This window comes from Streptomyces sp. NPDC037083 (assembly GCF_055606485.1).
Genome location: NZ_JBVJSQ010000012.1, coordinates 277687 through 299078, shown reverse-complemented (window position 1 = coordinate 299078; position 21392 = coordinate 277687). Strand labels below are relative to the sequence as shown.

The following is a 21392-nucleotide window of genomic DNA, read 5'->3' as shown; positions in this document are numbered from 1 at the left end:
CGAACCGCAAAGCTCTAAGGAGCGTGAGGTGCGCCCCCGGTGGCGCTCCAGTGGTACAGCGTCATGGCCACACTGGTCGCGAGGTTGTAGCTGGAGACCTGGGGGCGCATCGGCAGGGCGAGGAGCTGGTCGGCCCGCGCGCGCAGCTCGGCCGAGAGCCCGCTGCGTTCCGAGCCGAACGCGAGGAGGGCGTCGTCCGGAAGCCCGACGCCCCGGATGTCGTCGCCCTCCGGATCGAGCGCGAACACCGGTCCGGCCGGCAGCTCCTCGACGGTCAGCCGCTCCACGGCGGTCGCGAAGTGCAGCCCCGCCCCGCCGCGCAGCACGGTCGGATGCCAGGGGTCGAGTGTGCCGGTGGTGACCACCCCGGTCGCCCCGAACCCGGCCGCCAGCCGGATCACCGCCCCCGCGTTGCCCAGGTTGCGCGGGTTGTCGAGGACCACGACGGGAGTGGTGCGGGGCGTGTGCCGCAGCCTCTCCAGATTGGCCTCACGGGTGGGCCGTACCGCCAGGGCGGCGACCGCCGTGGGGTGCGGTCGCGGCACCAGGGAGGCGTACGTCGTCTCCGGGACCTCCGTCAGCAGCCCGTCCAGCGTCTCGCGCACGTCGGGGGCGAGTTCCGTGGCGAGGGCGAGCGCCGCCCGCCGGTCGACGGCGACCGCCACCGGGACCTCGGCGCCGAAACGCACGGCGTGCTTGAGGGCGTGGAATCCGTCGAGCAGGACGGCGGCGTCGGCGAGCCTGTGCCACCGGCCGAGCGGATCGCAGCCGGCGCTCAGGTGGTCGGTCATGCCGTGAACCCTACGCGCGTGTGCTCGGGGCTCTCCGTGCTCTCCTCACTCCGCGGCTCCGGCGCCGCCCGGTGCTCGCCGCCGGAGAACAGCCGCCCCCGCGCGCGTGTCGCCCAGCGGCCGAGCAGAAGCAGGAACGAGGTGGGCAGGAAGACGGCGTCCGTCGCGATCATCGCCAGCGAGAAGAACGGCAGCCCCAGCACGACGGCGATCACCGCGTGCTCGGTCATCATCACCGCCAGCAGGACGTTCTTCACCCGCCGGTTGAAGAGGGTGAACGGGAAGGCGACCTGCACGACGACCGTCCCGTAGGTCACGAGCATGACCATCGTGCCGCTGGCGGCCAGCAGGTCGGCGAGCATCGGCCAGGGCGAGAAGTAGTCCAGGTGCAGCGGGTAGTACACGGCCGTGCCGTCCTGCCAGCGCGAGCCCTGGATCTTGTACCAGCCGGCCGTCGCGTAGATCAGACAGGCCTCGGCCATGATCACGACCAGGGCGCCGTTGTGCAGGACGTTGCCGATCACGTCGAGCAGGATCCGCGGCTCGGCCGACTTCCTCAGCCGCCCGACGGCCCACCACAGCCCCTGCGCGGCCCACGCCGCCCACAGCAGCGCCGGAATGGTCCACTCGCTGTGGAAGCGGCCCGCCACGGTCACCGTGACCAGCACGAACCCGGACACGGCCCACAGGACGGGACCGACCCGGTCCGTGACCCGCTCCCCACGCGCGCGTGCCTCCCGCTCACGCCGAGCCCGGCGCGCGTCCAGCGACCACACCTGGCCGCAGCGCATGAAGACCAGGTAGACCGACATCAGGTGCAGGACGTTGTCGCCGCCGTCGCCCACGAAGACGCTGCGGTTCTGCAGCGACAGCACCCCGGCCATGAACAGCACCGACATCGCGCGGGTCCGCCAGCCGAGCAGCAGCAACGCGCTGGAGAGCAGCGCGAGGGCGTACACGGCCTCGAACCAGCCCCGCCCGTCGGACCACATCAGGGCCGTGAACGCCCCGTTGGAGTCGATCAGCTGCCGGGCCAACTCCCAGTCCCAGGGGCCGTCGGGACCGTACAGCTCCAGGCGGTGGGGGAACTCGCGCAACAGGAACAGCAGCCAGGTGACGCTGAAGCCGATCCGGACCACCGCGCTCTGGTACGGCCCGAGCGCCGACTCGGTGACACGGGCGATGGCTGCGGACACCGACAGGGACAACCGGTTCACCTCGCGCCCCCTTCGGTCTCGCCGTCCGGCACCGACCACCAGGACAGCTCGCGGTACACGGGGGTCATCGACACCTTCTCGGTGCTCCACTTCGGCGGGGTGACGTTGGTGGTCTGCGAGCGGATCTGGATCCGTTCGACGACACCGCCGCCGGCGCCCGCCCCGCCGCGCTCCAGACGCAGCACCACGATGCGGCGCAGATACGTCTCGGAGAGGGCGCCGCGTATGCCGACAGGGCGGTTGTCGTTGCCGTGCGTGGCGGTGAAGAAGTCCCAGGCGCGGCGCAGCTCGTTCTGCTGGGTGTGGCTCGGCAGCAGGTTGCCGTCGATGGCCCGGCCGTCCTGCGCGGACAGGTCGTACCAGCCGGTGGTCCGGGACCCTCCGTCCGCGGTGCGGACCTGGGCGCGGACCTGGACGGCGATGTTCTGCTGCAGCGGGTTGGGCGCGAACAGCTTCCAGTTCTGTTCGAACTCCGGGTAGATCCAGTCGTCGATCGCCTTGCCGTGCGTCTTCGTGACGGTGTTCGACGGCGCGACGTGCAGGAACACCATCGCGACCTGCACGCAGACGGCGATCGCGACGGCGGCGAGCGCCAGCGCGGCGCCGACCTGGTAGCGGAGCGACAGGGCCGCCACACCGGTGCGTGCCTCGTCCTGACGCGGCCCGGCCGGGGAACCGCCGACGGAACCGGTGGCCTCGGCGGGACCCGTGGCCTCGGCAAGCTCTGTGGCCTCGGCGGGACCCGTGGCCTCGGCAAGCTCTGTGGCCTCGGCGGGACCGCTGGGCTCGGCACGCGGGCCCGGTTCAGGGCTCGGGAGTTCGGATCGCGGGCCCGGCAGCGCGCCGTCGGGAAGGGCGTCCTCGACGGGCGGCGCCTTAGCCTCCCCCGATCCGCTGCGCCCCTGTGGAGCGCCAGAGCCTCCGTCGTACGCGTCCATTCCGCCCCGTCCCCCGATCCCGGTCGTTTTCGCGCTGCGTCACGCAATCGCGAACGGTACTCAGCATCACCCGTTCGGCGCAGCCCTCCGCCCGTGACGGCTGGGACGGGCCGGGGTCGAGGCGGTCGTCCACAGCCGACGCCCGCAGGTTATCCACAGCGGTTGACACCTTACGACGGCCGTCCCACCATGTAATCGCACGGACCGAACGATCGGTCGGGAGAAGGCTCGGGCAGAGCCGAGGTCACGGCATCGAGCCGGGGCCCTAGGTCGAGGGGGACCGCATGGCGACAGCAGCCGCGCACCAGACGGCCCACACACACGGGCACGCCGGGCAGGACGGCGGCACCGGCGCCGACGAGGCGTATCAGCGCGCCTTCGACGCCACCGTGGCCGCCGACGAACGCATCGAGCCCCGCGACTGGATGCCCGACGCCTACCGCGCGACACTGGTGCGCCAGATCGCCCAGCATGCGCACTCCGAGATCATCGGCATGCAGCCGGAGGCCAACTGGATCACCCGCGCGCCGTCCCTGCGCCGCAAGGCCATCCTCATGGCGAAGGTCCAGGACGAGGCGGGCCACGGGCTCTACCTCTACAGCGCGGCCGAGACCCTCGGCGCCGGGCGCGACGAACTGCTCGACAAGCTCCACACCGGCCGCCAGAAGTACTCCTCGATCTTCAACTACCCCACCCTGACCTGGGCGGACGTCGGTGCGATCGGCTGGCTGGTGGACGGCGCCGCGATCACCAACCAGGTACCCCTGTGCCGCTGCTCCTACGGCCCGTACGCACGCGCGATGGTCCGCGTCTGCAAGGAGGAGTCCTTCCACCAGCGCCAGGGCTACGAACTCCTGCTGGCTCTCAGCCGCGGCACCCCGGAGCAGCACGCGATGGCGCAGGACGCGGTGGACCGCTGGTGGTGGCCGTCCCTCATGATGTTCGGCCCGCCCGACGACGAGTCCGCGCACTCCGCACAGTCGATGGCCTGGAAGATCAAGCGCCACTCGAACGACGAACTGCGCCGGCGCTTCGTCGACATCTGCGTCCCGCAGGCGGAGTCCCTCGGTCTCTCGCTCCCCGACCCCGACCTCAAGTGGAACGAGGAGCAGGGCCACTACGACTTCGGCCCCATCGACTGGACCGAGTTCAAGGAGGTCCTCAAGGGCAACGGGCCGTGCAACGAACAGCGCATATCGCAACGCAGGCGCGCGCACGACGAGGGCGCGTGGGTACGGGAGGCGGCCGCGGCCTACGCGGTCAAGCACAGCCCCAGGACGGAAGTGGAGCAGGCATGACGAACACCGACTGGCCCCTGTGGGAGGTCTTCGTGCGCTCCCGGCGCGGACTGTCCCACACCCACGCCGGAAGCCTGCACGCGCCGGACGCCGAGTTCGCCCTGCGCAACGCCCGTGACCTGTACACCCGGCGCGGCGAGGGTGTCTCCATCTGGGTCGTGCCGTCCTCGGCGGTCACGGCCTCCTCGCCGGACGAGAAGGACCCCTTCTTCGAACCGTCCGCCGACAAGCCCTACCGCCATCCGACGTTCTACGAGATCCCGGAGGGGGTGAAGCACCTGTGACCACGACAGCGCACACGAACACCGCCGCCGTCGCGCTGGGCGACGACGCCCTGGTGCTCTCCCACCGTCTGGGGGAGTGGATGGGCCACGCACCCGTGCTGGAGGAGGAGGTCGCCCTCGCCAACATCGCGCTCGACCTGCTCGGCCAGGCCCGGATCCTGCTGTCGATGGCGGGCGACGAGGACGAGTTGGCGTACCTGCGCGAGGAACGCGCCTTCCGCAACGTCCAGTTGGTGGAGCAGCCCAACGGCGACTTCGCCCACACCATCGCCCGCCAGCTGTACTTCTCGACCTACCAGCACCTGCTGTACGACCGACTGGCGTCCGGCGAGGGCCCGTTCGCGGGGCTCGCGGCGAAGGCGGTCAAGGAGGTCGCCTACCACCGCGACCACGCCGAGCAGTGGACGCTGCGGCTGGGCGACGGCACCGAGGTGAGCCACGAGCGGATGCAGCGGGCCTGCACGGCACTGTGGCAGTTCACCGCCGAGATGTTCCGTCCCCTGGACGGCCTCGACGTCGACCCGGCCGGCATGGAGGCCGCCTGGCTGGAGTCGGTGGGAAGCATTCTGGGGCGGGCCGGCCTGGCGATGCCCGAGGGGCCGCGCACCGGAGCCTGGCGCGCCGGCGCGGGCCGCGAGGGCCTGCACACCGAGTCGTTCGGCCGGATGCTCGCCGAGATGCAGCACCTGCACCGCAGCCACCCGGGGGCGACATGGTGACGCCCACCGCGCTGGAGGCGGAACTGTTCGCGGTCGCCGGCTCGGTGCCCGACCCCGAACTGCCCGTGCTGACCCTCCAGGAACTCGGCGTGCTGCGCGCGGTGCGCCTGCGCCACGCGGACGCCGTCGACGTGGAGCTGACGCCCACCTACACCGGCTGCCCCGCGGTGGAGGCGATGTCCCTGGACATCGAACGGGCGCTGCACGAGCACGGCGTGCGGGAAGTCACCGTGCGCACGGTGCTCACACCGGCCTGGTCCACCGACGACATCTCCGACGAAGGCCGCCGCAAACTGCGGGAGTTCGGCATAGCGCCGCCCCGAGCCGTGCGCGCCGCCCCGGGACCGGTGCCGCTGGAACTCGGACCGACCCGCGCCGGAGCCGGGGCCGGGGCCGGGTCGGGCGCCCAGTCCCCCGCCCCGGTCCCCGACCAGGCATCGGACCCGATCCGGTGCCCGCACTGCGGCTCCGCCGACACCGAACTGCTGAGCCGCTTCTCCTCCACCGCCTGCAAGGCGCTGCGGCGCTGCCTGGACTGCCGTGAACCCTTCGACCACTTCAAGGAGCTGTGATGGCGCGCTTCCACCCGCTCCAGGTGGCCGCGGTGGACCGCCTCACGGACGACTCCGTCGCCCTCACCCTCGCGGTCCCCGAGAGCCTGCGCGAGGAGTACCGGCACGCTCCCGGACAGCACCTCGCCCTGCGCCTCCCGCCCGGGAAGGCCGGCGGCGTCGAGGGAGTCGGCCGTGTCGAGGTGACCGGCGGTGTCGAGGTGACCGGCGGGACCGTCGGGAGCGAAGTGCGGCGGACGTACTCGATCTGCTCCCCGGCGCCCGATCCCGCGGGACAGGGGCCCCGCACGCTGCGGGTGGGGGTGCGCCTGGTCGACGGGGGAGCCTTCTCGACGTACGTCCTGAAGGAGATCGTCGTCGGGGACGTGCTGGACGTGATGACCCCGGCCGGCCGGTTCACCCTCGACCCCGCGCCCGGCCTGTACGCGGCGATCGTCGGCGGCAGCGGCATCACACCCGTGCTGTCGATCGTCTCGACGCTGCTGGCCCGTGAGCCCTCGGCCCGTTTCTGTCTCCTGCGCAGCGACCGGACGGCCGCCTCGACGATGTTCCTCGAGGAGGTCGCCGATCTGAAGGACCGCTTTCCCGAGCGCCTTCAGCTCGTCACCGTGCTCTCCCGAGAGGAACAGCAGGCGGGACTGCCCTCCGGGCGGCTGGACCGGGAGCGGCTGACCGGACTGCTGCCCTCGCTGCTGCCGGTGGCAGACGTGGCCGGATGGTTCCTGTGCGGGCCGTTCGGGCTGGTCCAGGGCGCGGAGCAGGCACTGCGCGAGATCGGAGTGGCGCGGTCCCGGATCCACGAGGAGATCTTCCACGTGGACGCCGCGGCGCCGGCGACGCGTACGGCGGCCCCCGCCCACAGCACCGTGACCGCCCGGCTCGACGGCCGGGGCGGAAGCTGGCCGGTGCGGGACGGGGAGTCGGTCCTGGACACGGTCCTGCGCAACCGGCCCGACGCTCCCTACGCCTGCAAGGGCGGGGTGTGCGGGACCTGCCGGGCCTTCCTGGTCTCCGGCGAGGTGCGCATGGACCGCAACTTCGCACTGGAGCCGGAGGAGACGGAGTCGGGATACGTACTGGCCTGCCAGTCGCATCCGCTGACGGAGGCGGTGGAGGTGGACTTCGACCGGTAGCCGACCGCCCGTTCCCTTCTTCTAGAACCTGTTCTATCTTGACGCTCCGTCAGATCAGCTGACCCGTCGGGAGGACAGGCCGTGGACTTCACCTTCACCGAGGAGCAGCAGGCCGCGGCCGAGGCGGCACGGGGTGTGCTCGCCGCAGTCGCCCCCGACGGCGTGCCGAGCCCCGCGCTCACCAGGGGCGCCGTGGCCGACCACTTCGACCGCGCGCTGTGGGACAGGCTCGCGGCGGCGGACCTGCTGAGCCTGCTGCTCGCCGAGGAGTCCGGCGGAGCAGGCCTGGACGCGGTCGCGCTCTGCCTGGTGCTGCGCGAGTCCGCGAAGGTCCTGGCACGGGTGCCGCTGCTGGAGAACAGCGCGGCCGCGGCCGCCGTACAGGCCTACGGTGGACCCGAGTTGAGGTCCGCCCTGCTCGCCCGGGCCGGGCGGGGCGAGATCGTCCTGACCGTCGCCGCCAACGGTCGCACCGGCCACGACCCGGCCGAACTCGCCGTGACCGCACGGCAGGACGACGGGCGCGACGCCAACACCACCGGCTCGGCGACCGGAACCGCGACCGGCACCGGCACCAGTACGGACGGCTCGCGCGCCGCGGGCGGCACAGGCGGCACAGGCGGGGCGCCGAGTGACGACTGGGTGCTGGACGGTGTCCAGACGGCCGTGCCGTGGGCGTACGACGCCGACTTCGTCGTCGTACCGGCGCGCACCGGCGACGACCGGAGCATCCTCGCCGTCGTGCCGCGCGGACACGCGGGAGTCGTGCTCGCCGAGCAGATCTCCACCACCGGCGAACGGCTCGGCGAACTACGCCTCGAGTCGGCGCGGATCTCCGCCCGGGACGTCATCACCGCCGACGGCGCATGGGAGTGGCTGCGCGCCCTGCTGGCCACGGGGACATGTGCGCTGGCGTTCGGGCTGGGCGAGCGCGTACTGGGGATGACCGGCGACTACACGAGCAAACGCGAGCAGTTCGGGCACCCCATCGCCAGTTTCCAGGCCGTCGCCGTGCAGACCGCCGACCGCTACATCGACCTGCGCGCGATGGAGGTCACCCTGTGGCAGGCCGCGTGGCGGATCGCCTCCGGTGCGCCGGGAGCGCTGCCGGCGTCCGGCGACGTCGCCGTGGCCAAGATCTGGGCCTCCGAGGGCGTCCGGCGGATCGTGCAGACCGCGCAGCATCTGCACGGCGGCTTCGGAGCCGACGTCGACTACCCGCTGCACCGCTACCACGCCTGGGCCAAGTACTTGGAACTGTCGCTGGGCCCCGCCGCGGCACACGAGGAGGCCCTGGGCGACCTGCTCGCCGCCCACCCCCTCGGCTGACCCACGCCGAGCCGCCCCCGGGCCTCCGCTGCACGGGCTCTGCGGAACCCAGAGAACTCGGAGAACCGGGAGAGCCGGAAGGACCGGAAGGACCTGGGAACCCGGAGAACCCAGTGGACCTAGAGGACGGAGCCCGGCTTGCCCTCGTCGGTGACGACCGGACGGCCCGTCGCGGCCCAGATCTGCATACCGCCGTCGACGTTCACGGCGTCGATGCCCTGCTGCACGAGGTACATCGTGACCTGGGCCGAACGCCCGCCGGAGCGGCAGATCACGTGGATGCGCCCGTCCTGCGGAGCGGCCTCGGTCAGCTCGCCGTAGCGGGCCACGAACTCACTGATGGGAAGGTGCATGGCCCCTTCGGCGTGACCCGTCCGCCACTCGTCGTCCTCGCGGACGTCCAGCAGGAAGTCGCCGTCCTTGAGGTCTCCGACCTCGACCGTGGGCACACCAGCTCCGAAACTCATGCCCCCGACGCTACCCGACCAGGACCAGGACGCGGCGGGCCCACCGGGCCCCTAGCCCACCAGCTCGTCCAGCTCCGCCTCGCGGGCGGCGACGTCGGCGAGGAGCTTGTCGGCGATCTCGTCCAGGAGGCGGTCGGGGTCGTCCGGCGCCATCCGGAGCATCGAGCCGATGGCGCTGTCCTCCAGCTCCCGGGCCACCAGGGTGAGCATCTCCTTGCGCTGGGCGAGCCACTCCAGGCGGGCGTAGAGCTCCTCGCTGGGGCTCGGGGTGCGCTCGGCGGGCACCGGACCGGCCGCCCACTCCTCGGCCAGCTCGCGCAACAGTGCCGCGTCACCCCGCGCGTAGGCCGCGTTGACGCGGGTGATGAACTCCTCGCGCCGGGCCCGCTCGGCGTCCTCCTGGGCCAGATCGGGGTGGGCCTTGCGGGCCAGCTCGCGGTAGAGCTTGCGGGCCTCCTCGCTGGGCCGTACCCGCTCGGGGGGCCGGACCGACTGGTCCGTGAGCATCGCCGCGGCCTCCGGGAACAGCCCTTCGCCGTCCATCCAGCCGTGGAACAGCTCCTCGACCCCGGGCATGGGCAGCACTCTGGCCCGCGCTTCGGCGGCCTTGCGCAGATCCTCCGGGTCGCCGGTGCGAGCTGCCCTGGCCTCGGCGATCTGCGCTTCCAGCTCGTCGAGCCGGGCGTACATCGGACCGAGTTTCTGGTGGTGGAGCCGCGAGAAGTTCTCGACCTCGACGCGGAAGGTCTCCACCGCGATCTCGAACTCGATCAACGCCTGCTCGGCGGCCCGCACGGCCTGCTCCAGCCGCGCCTCGGGCCGTGGCTGCTCAGCTTCGGGGGTCGTCACCCGACCAGCCTAGGCCAACGCCCCACCGGCCACCTCCGCCCACCGTGCTCGGTCCCGACGCGGCTCACACCCCGGTCTCCGCGGGGATCCTTCCCGCCCGCACCGCCGCGACCAGCTCGGTGTGGTCCGCCTCGGTGCGGTCGGCGTAGGCGACGGCGAACGTCGCGACGGCCTCGTCGAGTTCCTCGTTCTTGCCGCAGTACCCGGCGATCAGGCGGGGGTCGGCACTGTGGGAATGGGCGCGGGCCAGCAGGGCGCCGGTCATGCGGCCGTAGTCGTCGACCTCGTCGGCGGCGAGCGCGGCCGGGTCGACGCTTCCCTTGCGATTGCGGAACTGCCGTACCTGGAAGGGGAGTCCGTCGACCGTCGTCCAGCCCAGCAGTATGTCGCTCACGACCTGCATACGCTTCTGGCCGAGCACCACCCGGCGGCCCTCGTGGTCCACCTCCGGCGCGCCGAGGCCGGCCGTCAGCAGGTGCGGGACCAGCGCCGACGCACGGGCCTCCTTCACCTGAAGGATCAGCGGCTCGCCCCGGTGGTCCAGCAGCAGGACCACGTACGACCTCGTCCCCACGCTGCCCGTGCCCACGACGCGGAAGGCGACGTCGTGCACCGCGTGGCGGGCCAGAAGGGGATGACGGTCCTCGGACAAGGTGGTCAGGTAGTGCTCCAGGGACGCGGCCACCGCATGGGCCTCCGCGTCCGGGACGCGGCGCAGCACCGGCGCCGCGTCGACGAAGCGGCGGCCGCCGTCCTCCGTCGGCTCGGTCGACTTCGCCGCGAACCGCCCGCTGGTGTTGGCCCGCGCCTTCTCCGAGACCCGCTCCAGGGTGCCCAGCAGGTCGTGGGCGTCGGCATGGGAGACCAGCTCCTCGTCGGCGATGGCGTTCCACGCGTCCAGCACCGGGAGCTTGGCCAGCAGTCGCATGGTGCGCCGGTAGGAGCCGGCCGCGCCGTGCGCCGCCCGGCGGCAGGTGTCCTCGTCCGCGCCGGCCTCCCGGCCTGCGAGGACCAAGGAGGCGGCGAGGCGCTTGAGATCCCACTCCCAGGGGCCGTCGACCGTCTCGTCGAAGTCGTTCAGGTCGATGACCAGACCGCCGCGGGCGTCGCCGTACAGACCGAAGTTGGCGGCGTGGGCGTCGCCGCAGATCTGGGCGCTGATGCCGGTCATGGGCGTGCGGGCCAGGTCGTACGCCATGAGCCCCGCCGAGCCCCGCAGGAAGGCGAACGGCGTCGCCGCCATCCGGCCGACCCTTATCGGCGTGAGCTCCGGGATGCGGCCCTGGTTGGACTCCTCGACCGCCGACACCGCGTCCGGCCGGGAGGCGTCCACGACGAGTTCGGCGTGCGCCGACCGCGGAACCCGACCACGCAGCGCCTTGCCCTGCGCCTTGGGCGACGCGGGGACCGTGTCCGGTCCCGACCCTGCGGGCCGCTCGACGGGCCACTGGGCGAACCCTCGCACCCGGGGAAGCCTGCGCGCCGCGCCCGTTCCCGTCTCCCCACCACCGGTCTCGGCCGTCATGACCGCCTCCCCCGCACCCGTACGTCCATCGGCTCGGCGAGCCGAACATCAACTGGTGCAGACCGTACAGCCGACGGCCGAAACCCGTCAGGTCCTGTGGACGGCTTCGAGACTGTGGACAACTCCCGGCGTGCCCACGTCAGCAGGCCATACGTGCCGGACCAGACCTCGGCCTCGCCCAGGACCCACCCGCGACTTTCGGCCCATGACCGACGACTCGCCGCTCACGGCCCCCCGCTCACGCCCCCACCACACCCTGCCCCACACCCCGTTTTCTCAGCGCCACGACCACAGCCACGACCACGGCTCCCGCCCCCGTCACTGCCACCCCGCCGCCACAGTGACCGCGACCCCACAGTGACCGCCACCCCACTGCCACCCCGCCGCCATGGCGGGACGTTTCACGTGAAACACACCCACGCCTTCGTCCGCGCACGCCCGCCCCGCCGCACGTCACCAGGCCACCGCCCAGCACCGGGTAACCGCCGGCGCGTACCGCCACCGTGCCCCGTCACCTCATCCGGTGGCCGCGCTGCCGGTAGCGCGCCCCGTCACCGCATCGCCGGCAAACCGAGAGCCCACGGCCCTGAGATCTTCCTCACACACCGTGAGCAAGCGCGGTCTGTACTTGACTGGCCCGAGAAACGCGAAAGCCCCGCAGGTCCAAGACCTGCGGGGCTTCCAGCTGGTGCGCGAGGGGGGAGTTGAACCCCCACGCCCTTGCGGGCACTGGAACCTGAATCCAGCGCGTCTGCCTATTCCGCCACCCGCGCATTGGGTGTGTCTTCGGGCTTGTGGGCCTTGCGGCCTGCCGCCTTCCGACATGCAGAACATTAGCACGCGCGCCAGGGTGCGTTCACATCCCTTCTCGGCGGGCAAGGACCTGTTGGGAGACCGTCGGCAACCTCGTACGTCTCGGCGGTGACTGGTTCACGTACCAACCTCGTACCTATGGCGGCCGTCTCCTCAGGAGCCGGGCGAGGAGCACAGCCAGGTGCGGGACACTGGTCCACGGCCGCCTCTACGATCCTGGGCAGAAGCGAGGGCGAGAAGCAGGTGAACGAGAGGGCGTCGACACCCGTCGACGGGGCCGACAGGGGGAACCAGCCGATTCACCGGCGCGTGGATACGATCAGTAAGCAGTACCAGGTAAGCAGCACGGCACGGGACAGCAGCCACGACGGAGGAGGTGCCCCATGGGAGTCCTGAAGAAGTTCGAGCAGCGTCTCGAGGGTCTGGTCAACGGCACCTTCGCCAAGGTCTTCAAGTCCGAAGTCCAGCCCGTGGAGATCGCCGGCGCACTCCAGCGCGAGTGCGACAACAACGCCACGATCTGGAACCGCGACCGCACCGTCGTCCCCAACGACTTCATCGTGGAGCTGAGCACGCCGGACTACGAGCGGCTCAGCCCCTACTCCGGCCAGCTCGGCGACGAGCTCGCCGGCATGGTGCGCGACTACGCCAAGCAGCAGCGCTACACCTTCATGGGACCGATCAAGGTCAACCTGGAGAAGGCCGACGACCTCGACACCGGCCTGTACCGGGTGCGCAGCCGTACGCTCGCCTCCTCCAGCAGCCAGACGCCGGACCAGGCGCCGGCCGGCGGGCGGCAGCGCCCCGGCGCGGCCTATCCCGGCGCCGGCGGCCCGGCCGCTCCGCCCATGCCTGCCGCTCCACCGCCCGGCGCCCGTCCCGGCGGATACGGCTACCCGCCCACCGCCGGCGCCCAGCGCCCCGGCGCGGGCGGAGGACTGGCCGGCGCTCCGCAGCCCGGCTCACGTGCCCGCCACTGGATCGAGATCAACGGCACCCGCCACCAGATCTCCCGCGCGACGCTCGTGCTGGGCCGCAGCACCGAGGCCGACGTGCGGATCGACGACCCCGGCGTCTCCCGCCGGCACTGCGAGATCCGGACCGGTTCGCCCTCGACGATCCAGGATCTCGGCTCCACCAACGGCATCGTGGTGGACGGGCAGCACACCACCCGCGCTACGCTCCGCGACGGCTCGCGGATCGTCGTGGGCAGCACCACCATCATTTACCGGCAAGCCGAAGGGTGAAGCGGGGGCAATGTCAGAGCTGACCCTCACGGTCATGCGGCTGGGTTTCCTGGCCGTACTGTGGCTGTTCGTGATCGTGGCCGTGCAGGTCATCCGCAGCGACCTCTTCGGTACGCGTGTCACCCAGCGCGGCTCGCGCCGGGAGGCTGGACGGGCGCAGCAGCAGGCCCAGCGCCAGCAGGCGCCACCGCAGCAGCGCCAGCAGTCGGCCGCCGCCGGCCGCACGCGCCGCAACGCGCCCACCAAGCTGGTCGTGTCCGAGGGCACCCTCACCGGCACGACCGTCGCGCTCCAGGGCCAGACCATCACGCTGGGCCGGGCGCACGACAGCACCATCGTGCTGGACGACGACTACGCCTCCAGCCGCCATGCCAGGATCTATCCGGACCGCGACGGCCAGTGGATCGTCGAGGACCTGGGCTCCACCAACGGCACGTACCTCGACCGATCGCGGCTGACGACTCCCACACCCATCCCGCTGGGTGCGCCGATCCGTATCGGCAAGACCGTCATCGAGCTTCGGAAGTAGTGCTACATCATGAGTGAGCGCGAGCGGAGCGAGCACGCGGCGGCGGCCGGCACCCAGGGCCCCGGTGTGCTCCCGACCGGAGGGTGGGCAGTGTGGCTCGACACGACCGGCTGTACCCGGGGCCGACGGGCGAGGTGCGCATGAGTCTGTCACTGCGTTTCGCCGCCGGATCGCACAAGGGCATGATCCGGGAGGGCAACGAGGACTCCGGTTACGCCGGTCCGCGCCTGCTCGCCATCGCCGACGGCATGGGCGGCGCCGCCGCCGGTGAGGTCGCCTCCTCCGAGGCCATCTCCACCATCGTCGCCCTCGACGACGACGTCCCCGGCTCCGACGTCCTCACCTCGCTCGGCACCGCCGTCCAGCGCGCCAACGATCAGCTGCGCGCCCTGGTCGAGGAGGACCCCCAGCTCGAAGGCATGGGGACGACCCTGACCGCCCTGCTGTGGACGGGTCAGCGCCTCGGCCTCGTGCACGTCGGCGACTCGCGCGCGTACCTGCTGCGGGACGGCGTCCTGACCCAGATCACGCAGGACCACACCTGGGTGCAGCGCCTGGTCGACGAGGGCCGCATCACCGAGGAAGAGGCCACCACTCACCCCCAGCGGTCCCTGCTGATGCGGGCGTTGGGCAGCGGCGAGCACGTCGAGCCCGACCTGTCGATCCGTGAGGTCAGGGCCGGCGACCGCTATCTGATCTGCTCCGACGGCCTGTCCGGCGTCGTCTCCCACCAGACGCTCGAGGACACCCTCGCCAGCTACCAGGGCCCCCAGGAGACCGTGCAGGAGCTGATCCAGCTCGCGCTGCGCGGCGGTGGCCCCGACAACATCACCGTGATCGTCGCGGACGTCCTCGACCTGGACACCGGCGACACGCTCGCCGGGCAGCTCTCCGACGTCCCGGTCGTGGTCGGCGCGGTCGCGGAGAACCAGCTCCAGCTGCACGACAACGGCATCATGCAGACCCCCGCCGGCCGCGCCTCGGGCCTCGGCCGCAGGCAGCAGGGGCGCGGCGGCGGCGGAGAGTTCGGCCCGCCCGGCTCCGGCGGCGACATCACCGGCTTCATCCCCACCGACGGCTTCGGCGACTACACCGACGACGACTTCGTCAAGCCGCGCAAGGGCCGCAGGTGGCTGAAGAGATCCTTCTACGGCGTGCTCGCGCTCGCGATCATCGGCGGCGGCCTCTACGGCGGCTACCGCTGGACGCAGACGCAGTACTACGTCGGCACCAAGGGCGAGCACGTGGCCCTGTACCGGGGCATCAGCCAGGACCTGGCCTGGGTCTCGTTGTCGAAGGTGGAGAAGGACCACCCCGAGATCGAACTCAAGTACCTCCCGGAGTACCAGCAGAAGCTGGTCGAGGCGACGATCGCCGAGGGCAACCTGAACACCGCCCAGAAGAAGATCGACGAGCTGGCCGTCCAGGCCTCCGCCTGCAAGAAGCAGGCCGGTTCCGCCACCGCCGGGGCCACCGGGTCGAAGACCCCTTCCAAGACCGGCTCGAAGCCCGGTTCGAAGACCGGTGAGGGCCCGGCCGAAGGCGCCACGGGAACCACGCCCGTCTCCCTCACGTCCAAGGCATCGCCGAGCCCCTCGGCAACCGCGTCCCCGTCCGTATCCGCGACTCCCACTCCCACTCCCGGCCCCAGCCTTTCGGAGGAGGAGCAGAAGGTCGTCTCGCGGTGCGGTGAGCAGTAGGCAAGCCGTGAGAGGCCCCGTCACACGATGAGCAGTACTACCAACTCGCCGACGCACCACACGTCCACGATCGGCTCGATCGGAACGCCGAGCCGGCGCAACACCGAGCTCGCGCTGCTGGTGTTCGCCGTCGTCATCCCGGTCTTCGCCTATGCGAACGTGGGCCTGGCCATCAACGAGCAGGTGCCCTCCGGCCTCCTGAGCTACGGGCTCGGCCTCGGGCTGCTGGCCGGCGTCGCCCATCTCGTCGTCCGCAAGTTCGCGCCGTACGCGGACCCGCTGCTGCTGCCGGTGGCCACGCTGCTGAACGGGCTCGGGCTGGTGGCCATCTGGCGGCTCGACCAGTCCAAGCTGCTGCAGCGGATCGAGCAGGCCGGCACGGCCGCGCCGCGGCAGCTGCTGTACACGGCGATGGGCATCGCGCTGTTCGTCGTGGTGCTGATCTTCCTCAAGGACCACCGGGCCCTGCAGCGCTACACCTACATCTCCATGGTCGGCGCGCTCTTCCTGCTGCTGCTGCCGCTCGTCCCGGGCCTCGGCAAGAACATCTACGGCGCGAAGATCTGGATCTCGGTCGCAGGTTTCTCCATCCAGCCCGGTGAGTTCGCCAAGATCGTGCTGGCGATCTTCTTCGCCGGCTACCTGATGGTGAAGCGCGACGCGCTGGCCCTCGCCAGCCGCCGTGTTCTCGGCCTGTACCTGCCGCGCGGCCGCGACCTCGGCCCGATCATCGTGGTCTGGCTCATCTCGATCCTGATCCTGGTCTTCGAGACGGACCTCGGCACCTCGCTGCTGTTCTTCGGAATGTTCGTCATCATGCTGTACGTCGCCACCGAGCGGACCAGCTGGATCGTCTTCGGTCTGCTGATGTCCGCGGCCGGCGCGGTCGGCGTGGCCCAGTTCGAGAGCCACGTCCAGCAGCGTGTCCAGGCCTGGCTCGACCCGATGAAGGAGTACACGCTCTCCCAGCAGGGCGTCGCCGGCCACTCCGAGCAGGCCATGCAGGCCCTGTGGGCGTTCGGCTCGGGCGGCACCCTCGGCACCGGCTGGGGCCAGGGCCACTCGGAGCTGATCAAGTTCGCCGCCAACTCCGACTTCATCCTCGCCACCTTCGGCGAGGAGCTGGGCCTCGCCGGCATCATGGCGCTCCTGCTGCTGTACGGCCTGATCGCCGAGCGCGGCGTGCGCACCGCCCTCGCCGCCCGCGACCCCTTCGGCAAGCTGCTCGCCATCGGTCTGTCCGGCGCGTTCGCCCTTCAGGTCTTCGTCGTCGCGGGCGGTGTGATGGGCCTCATCCCGCTGACCGGTATGACGATGCCGTTCCTCGCCTACGGCGGTTCCTCCGTCATCGCCAACTGGGCCCTGATCGGCATCCTGATCCGGATCAGCGACACCGCGCGCCGCCCGGCGCCCGCGCCCGCCTCCAACCCCGACGCCGAGATGACCCAGGTGGTCCGCCCGTCATGAACAAGCCCCTGCGCCGGATCGCGATCTTCTGCGGCATCCTGATCCTCACCCTGCTGCTGCGCGACAACTACCTGCAGTACGTCAAGGCGGACAGCCTCGCCAGCGACACCAAGAACCGCCGCGTCAACATCACGCGCTACTCCACCCCGCGCGGCAACATCGTCGTCGACGGCAAGGCCATCACCGGTTCGGTGGAGACCAGCGGCGACTACAAGTTCAAGCGCACCTGGACCGACGGCGCGATGTGGGCGCCGGTCACCGGCTACTCCTCGCAGGCGTTCGGCGCCAACCAGCTGGAGAGGCTGGAGGACGGCATCCTCAGCGGCAACGACGACCGGCTCTTCTTCCGCAACACCCTGGACATGATCACGGGCAAGGAGAAGGCGGGCGGCAGCGTCATCACCACCCTCAACGCCGCCGCGCAGAAGGCCGCCTACAAGGGCCTGGGCAGCAAGAAGGGCGCGGTCGCCGCGATCGAGCCGTCCACCGGCAAGATCCTGGCGCTGGTCTCCACGCCGTCGTACGACCCGTCGAAGTTCGCCGGATCGTCCGACACGGACGCCGAGGCGTGGAACAAGGTCCAGAAGAAGAACGACCCCGACGACCCGATGCTGAACCGCGCGCTGCGCGAGACCTACCCGCCGGGCTCCACGTTCAAGGTCGTCACCGCGGCCGCCGCGCTGGAGAACGGCGAGGTCTCCGGCGTCGACGACAAGACCGACACCCCGGACCCGTTCCCGCTGCCGCAGTCCTCGAGCAAGCTCACCAACGAGCACGGCGAGTGCAAGAACGCCACCCTGCGCTACGCGCTCATGGTGTCCTGCAACACCGTCTTCGCGAAGATGGCCGACAACGTCGGCAACGCCAAGATGATCGCGCAGGCGAAGAAGTTCGGCTTCAACGAGGCCGAACTGGACACCCCGGTGCGCGCCGCGGAGTCGATCTTCCCCGAGGACAACCGGCCGCAGAACGCCCTGGACGGCATCGGCCAGGGGTCCAACCGCGCCACCCCGCTGCAGATGGCCATGGTCGCCTCGGCGGTCGCCAACGACGGCAAGCTGATGAAGCCGTACATGGTCGACCAGCTCAGGGCCCCGAACCTGGACACCCTGGAGACGACCGAGCCCCAGCAGCTGTCCCAGGCCGTCTCCTCCAAGACCGCCCAGGCCCTCCAGAAGATGATGGAGACCGTCGTCAAGGACCCGCAGGGCACCGGCGGCAAGGCCAAGATCGACGGCGTCATCGTCGGCGGCAAGACCGGTACCGCCCAGCACGGCCTCAACAACAAAGAGAAGCCGTACGCCTGGTTCATCTCGTACGCCAAGCTGTCCGACGGCAGTGCGCCGGTGGCCGTCGCCGTCGTCGTCGAGGACGGCGCGGCCGACCGCGGCGACATCACCGGCGGCGGTCTCGCCGGCCCGATCGCAAGGGACGTGATGAAGGCAGTCATCGACAGCAAGAAGTGACCCCCATCACGTCGCCTACACATCGGTGCACGTTGCGATACCGGTCTCGTATCGGGTGACGGGCTTGGCCAGGTCACACAGCGCCGTCCGGGTACGGTATGCCCGGACGGCAGCCTCCGGCCGCACACGTGTGCCGGTCGGGACCGACGGAGAGGGCTGGTAGGTAGCTATGGAAGAGCCGCGTCGCCTCGGCGGCCGGTACGAGCTGGGCCATGTGCTCGGCCGTGGTGGCATGGCCGAGGTCTACCTCGCGCATGACACCCGCCTCGGCCGCACCGTGGCGGTGAAGACGCTGCGCGCGGACCTCGCGCGCGACCCTTCCTTCCAGGCCCGGTTCCGCCGGGAGGCCCAGTCTGCCGCCTCGCTCAACCACCCCGCGATCGTCGCGGTCTACGACACGGGCGAGGACTACATCGACGGGGTCTCGATCCCGTACATCGTCATGGAGTACGTCGACGGCTCCACTCTCCGCGAGCTGCTCCACTCCGGCCGCAAGCTGCTGCCGGAGCGGACGCTGGAGATGACCATCGGCATCCTGCAGGCCCTGGAGTACTCGCACAGAGCCGGCATCGTCCACCGCGACATCAAGCCCGCGAACGTCATGCTGACGCGCAACGGCCAGGTCAAGGTCATGGACTTCGGCATCGCCCGCGCCATGGGCGACTCCGGCATGACGATGACGCAGACGTCCGCGGTCATCGGCACCGCCCAGTACCTCTCGCCGGAGCAGGCCAAGGGCGAGCAGGTCGACGCCCGCTCCGACCTGTACTCCACGGGCTGTCTGCTCTACGAGCTGCTGACGGTCCGGCCGCCGTTCGTCGGGGACTCCCCGGTCGCGGTGGCCTACCAGCACGTCCGTGAAGAGCCGCAGCCGCCGAGCGTCTTCGACCCCGAGATCACCCCCGAGATGGACGCCATCGTCCTGAAGGCGCTGGTCAAGGACCCGAACTACCGCTACCAGTCGGCCGATGAGATGCGCCTGGACATCGAGGCGTGCCTCGACGGCCAGCCGGTCGCGGCGACGGCGGCGATGGGCTCGGTCGGCTACGGCGGTTACGGCGACGACCAGGCGACGACGGCGATGCGCTCCGCGGACGGCGGCGCCACGTCGATGCTGCCGCCCATGAACCCGGACGACGGCGGCTACGGCTACGACGACCGTCCCGACCGGCGCCGGCAGAAGAAGTCCAACACCTCGACGATCCTGCTGGTCCTCGCCGCGGTGCTGGTGCTCGTCGGCGCGGTGCTGATCGGCAAGTGGGTGTTCAGCGGCGGCGTCAACAACGACACGGTGCCTGTGCCCAGCCTGCTCGGCCAGACCCAGGCCGACGCCCAGAGGCAGCTGACGAACAGCGACCTCAAGCTGGGCACGGTCACCCAGAAGCCCTGCGAGGACCAGCCCAAGGGCAAGATCTGCGACCAGGACCCCGACCCGACCACCAAGGTCAAGAAGGACTCCACGGTCAACCTGGTCGTGTCGACGGGCGCGCCGAAGGTGGCCGTGCCGAGTGTCCTCGGCAAGTCCCTGGAAGAGGCCAAGTCGACCCTCGAGGGCGACAAGTACCAGTTCAACGTGGAGACGAAGGAGGAGGTTTCCTCCGAGCCGGAAGGCAGCGTCATCGAGCAGAAGCCGGGTCTCGGCGACGAGGTGGAGAAGGGCACCACCATCACCCTCACCATCGCCAAGGCCGAGGAGAAGGCGACCGTCCCCGACGTCTCCAACAAGAGCTGCGACGAGGCCAAGGCCCAGATGGAGCAGAACAACCTCAAGGGCAACTGCGTCGAGGTCGACACCCAGGACCAGAGCAAGGTCGGCAAGGTCGTCCAGACCGTCCCGTCCATCGGCTCCCAGGCCGACAAGGGCTCCACGGTCCAGATCCAGATCGGCAAGAGCAGCCAGCCCCAGCAGACCCAGGTCCCGGGCAACCTCCAGGGCATGTCCGTGAAGGACGCCAAGAAGGCGCTGCAGGACGCGGGCCTGAACGTCGGCCAGATCACCGGCTCCTCGGACGACGACGCCCAGGTCGTCGGCTCCGATCCGGCCCCCGGCAGCACGGTCAACAGGGGTCAGACGGTCAACCTGATCGCCTTCAAGGCCGGCGGCAACAACGGCGGCAACGACGGCGGCGGAGGCCTCTTCGGCTGAGGCCGGACCGAGGCCGGACCCATCGGCCGGCCGCCGCGGTGAACGACGTGGGCCCCACCGGAAGCATCCGGTGGGGCCCACTCCTTCGTTACGGCCCGGGCGTGGCCGAGGCCGGCCGGACCGGCCCCGGTCAGCTCAGTTCCTCCGGCGGGGTCCGGTCCGCGTCGACCTTCTCGACGCGCTCCAGCTCGCCCCACACCACGTACCGGTAGCGGCTGGTGTAGACCGGCGTGCAGGTCGTCAGGGTGATGTAGTGCCCGGCCTTCTTCTTGCCCGACTCCTTCGGGATCCGGCCGAGGACCTCGACGTTGTACTTCGAGGTCTCGGGCAGCACGGCGTACACCTTGTAGACGTACCAGTCGTCCTTCGTCTCGAAGACGATCGGGTCGCCCTTCTCCAGCTTGTCGATGTTGTGGAACTTCGCGCCGTGGCCGTCGCGGTGGGCGGCGAGCGCGAAGTTGCCCTCCTTGCCGCTCATCGGCAGCGCGGCCTTGACGGGGTCGGTGTAGTAGCCGGCGACGCCCTCGTTGAGGACCTTCGAAGAGGTGCCCTTCTCGACCAGCACCTCGCCGTTGCCCATCGCGGGCACGTGCAGGAAGCCGATGCCGTCCAGGATGTCGAGCGCGCCGGGACCGCCGGCCTGCTGCGCCCAGCCGTCGCGCACCTTGTCGCCCTGCCGGTGCGCGTGCCGGTCGGCGACGACGTTGGTCCACCACAGGGAGTAGACGACGAACAGACCGAGCACCAGGCCGGCCGTGATGAGGAGTTCGCCGAAGACGCTGACGGCGAGCGCGATCCGGCCGCCCCCTCGGCGCCGTGGCCCGGGCGGGGGCGCGTCCACGCGCGCGTGCTCTTCGTGCTCGGTGTCGCCGGTGGTCGCTGCCACGTTCAATCTGCCCCTA

General features: G+C 70.9%; 19 protein-coding genes and 1 tRNA gene. 12 read left to right on the top strand and 8 right to left on the bottom strand.

What is annotated here, in order from left to right; genetic code table 11:
- Positions 1–14: 14 nt before the first annotated feature.
- The 3 genes from ACZ7DE_RS29840 to ACZ7DE_RS29830 are packed head-to-tail and all read right to left on the bottom strand — an operon-like array spanning position 15 to position 2946.
- On the bottom strand, positions 15–791 hold the full coding sequence (locus tag ACZ7DE_RS29840; protein ID WP_470766516.1) for a TrmH family RNA methyltransferase: 777 nt from the start codon (positions 789–791) through the stop codon (positions 15–17).
- Positions 788–2008, bottom strand: a complete 1221-nt coding sequence (locus ACZ7DE_RS29835) for an HTTM domain-containing protein (RefSeq protein WP_470766514.1) — start codon at positions 2006–2008, stop codon at positions 788–790. Before ACZ7DE_RS29835 ends, ACZ7DE_RS29840 begins: the two co-directional genes overlap by 4 nt.
- Positions 2005–2946: a DUF5819 family protein gene (locus tag ACZ7DE_RS29830; RefSeq protein ID WP_470766512.1), complete on the bottom strand. Its 942-nt coding sequence runs from the start codon at positions 2944–2946 to the stop codon at positions 2005–2007. Before ACZ7DE_RS29830 ends, ACZ7DE_RS29835 begins: the two co-directional genes overlap by 4 nt.
- A gap of 284 nt (positions 2947–3230) precedes the next feature.
- Between ACZ7DE_RS29830 and paaA the strand changes: the two genes are divergently transcribed.
- The 6 genes from paaA (at position 3231) to ACZ7DE_RS29800 (ending at position 8281) form a co-directional block, all read left to right on the top strand.
- The gene (gene paaA, locus ACZ7DE_RS29825) at positions 3231–4244 is read left to right on the top strand and encodes a 1,2-phenylacetyl-CoA epoxidase subunit PaaA (protein ID WP_470766509.1); all 1014 of its coding nucleotides are present in this window, start codon (positions 3231–3233) and stop codon (positions 4242–4244) included.
- Entirely contained in the window at positions 4241–4528 is a 288-nt protein-coding gene (gene paaB, locus ACZ7DE_RS29820; protein WP_020130608.1) for a 1,2-phenylacetyl-CoA epoxidase subunit PaaB, read from the top strand. Before paaA ends, paaB begins: the two co-directional genes overlap by 4 nt.
- On the top strand, positions 4525–5247 hold the full coding sequence (paaC, locus tag ACZ7DE_RS29815) for a 1,2-phenylacetyl-CoA epoxidase subunit PaaC (RefSeq protein WP_470766506.1): 723 nt from the start codon (positions 4525–4527) through the stop codon (positions 5245–5247). Before paaB ends, paaC begins: the two co-directional genes overlap by 4 nt.
- Positions 5241–5819: a 1,2-phenylacetyl-CoA epoxidase subunit PaaD gene (gene paaD, locus ACZ7DE_RS29810; RefSeq protein ID WP_470766504.1), complete on the top strand. Its 579-nt coding sequence runs from the start codon at positions 5241–5243 to the stop codon at positions 5817–5819. The genes paaC and paaD overlap by 7 nt, the downstream gene beginning before the upstream one ends.
- Complete coding sequence (locus tag ACZ7DE_RS29805; RefSeq protein ID WP_470766501.1) at positions 5819–6952, top strand: 2Fe-2S iron-sulfur cluster-binding protein; 1134 nt, start codon at positions 5819–5821, stop codon at positions 6950–6952. The genes paaD and ACZ7DE_RS29805 overlap by 1 nt, the downstream gene beginning before the upstream one ends.
- 81 nt (positions 6953–7033) lie before the next feature.
- Positions 7034–8281, top strand: coding sequence for an acyl-CoA dehydrogenase family protein (locus tag ACZ7DE_RS29800; protein ID WP_470766499.1), 1248 nt, complete (start codon positions 7034–7036; stop codon positions 8279–8281).
- 119 nt (positions 8282–8400) lie between these two features.
- Here ACZ7DE_RS29800 and ACZ7DE_RS29795 read toward each other — a convergent pair whose 3' ends face one another.
- The 4 genes from ACZ7DE_RS29795 to ACZ7DE_RS29780 form a co-directional block, all read right to left on the bottom strand.
- On the bottom strand, positions 8401–8730 hold the full coding sequence (locus ACZ7DE_RS29795) for a rhodanese-like domain-containing protein (RefSeq protein ID WP_470766573.1): 330 nt from the start codon (positions 8728–8730) through the stop codon (positions 8401–8403).
- 69 nt (positions 8731–8799) lie between these two features.
- A complete protein-coding gene (locus ACZ7DE_RS29790; protein WP_470766497.1) occupies positions 8800–9597 on the bottom strand; it encodes a J domain-containing protein in 798 nt (265 codons plus the stop codon).
- 64 nt (positions 9598–9661) lie between these two features.
- Positions 9662–11122 (bottom strand): DUF2252 domain-containing protein, encoded by a 1461-nt coding sequence (locus ACZ7DE_RS29785; RefSeq protein WP_470766495.1) that lies wholly within the window; start codon positions 11120–11122, stop codon positions 9662–9664.
- 686 nt (positions 11123–11808) lie between these two features.
- Positions 11809–11895, bottom strand: a tRNA-Leu gene (locus tag ACZ7DE_RS29780).
- A 423-nt stretch (positions 11896–12318) separates the two neighbouring features.
- Between ACZ7DE_RS29780 and ACZ7DE_RS29775 the strand changes: the two genes are divergently transcribed.
- From ACZ7DE_RS29775 to pknB, 6 genes are all read left to right on the top strand, one after another.
- Complete coding sequence (locus ACZ7DE_RS29775; protein WP_470766492.1) at positions 12319–13182, top strand: FhaA domain-containing protein; 864 nt, start codon at positions 12319–12321, stop codon at positions 13180–13182.
- Between the two features lie 10 nt (positions 13183–13192).
- A complete protein-coding gene (locus ACZ7DE_RS29770; protein ID WP_470766490.1) occupies positions 13193–13711 on the top strand; it encodes an FHA domain-containing protein FhaB/FipA in 519 nt (172 codons plus the stop codon).
- Positions 13712–13851: 140 nt separating this feature from the next.
- A complete protein-coding gene (locus ACZ7DE_RS29765; RefSeq protein WP_470766487.1) occupies positions 13852–15411 on the top strand; it encodes a Stp1/IreP family PP2C-type Ser/Thr phosphatase in 1560 nt (519 codons plus the stop codon).
- A 27-nt stretch (positions 15412–15438) separates the two neighbouring features.
- Positions 15439–16878, top strand: coding sequence for an FtsW/RodA/SpoVE family cell cycle protein (locus ACZ7DE_RS29760; protein ID WP_470766484.1), 1440 nt, complete (start codon positions 15439–15441; stop codon positions 16876–16878).
- Positions 16875–18344 carry a peptidoglycan D,D-transpeptidase FtsI family protein gene (locus ACZ7DE_RS29755; protein ID WP_470766481.1) on the top strand — a complete coding sequence of 490 codons (1470 nt, stop codon included), beginning with the start codon at positions 16875–16877 and terminating at the stop codon, positions 18342–18344. The genes ACZ7DE_RS29760 and ACZ7DE_RS29755 overlap by 4 nt, the downstream gene beginning before the upstream one ends.
- 169 nt (positions 18345–18513) lie before the next feature.
- Positions 18514–20490 carry a Stk1 family PASTA domain-containing Ser/Thr kinase gene (gene pknB / locus ACZ7DE_RS29750; protein ID WP_470766479.1) on the top strand — a complete coding sequence of 659 codons (1977 nt, stop codon included), beginning with the start codon at positions 18514–18516 and terminating at the stop codon, positions 20488–20490.
- Positions 20491–20620: 130 nt separating this feature from the next.
- Here the strand turns inward: pknB and ACZ7DE_RS29745 are convergent, their stop codons facing one another.
- A complete protein-coding gene (locus tag ACZ7DE_RS29745; RefSeq protein WP_470766477.1) occupies positions 20621–21376 on the bottom strand; it encodes a class E sortase in 756 nt (251 codons plus the stop codon).
- Positions 21377–21392: the final 16 nt, after the last annotated feature.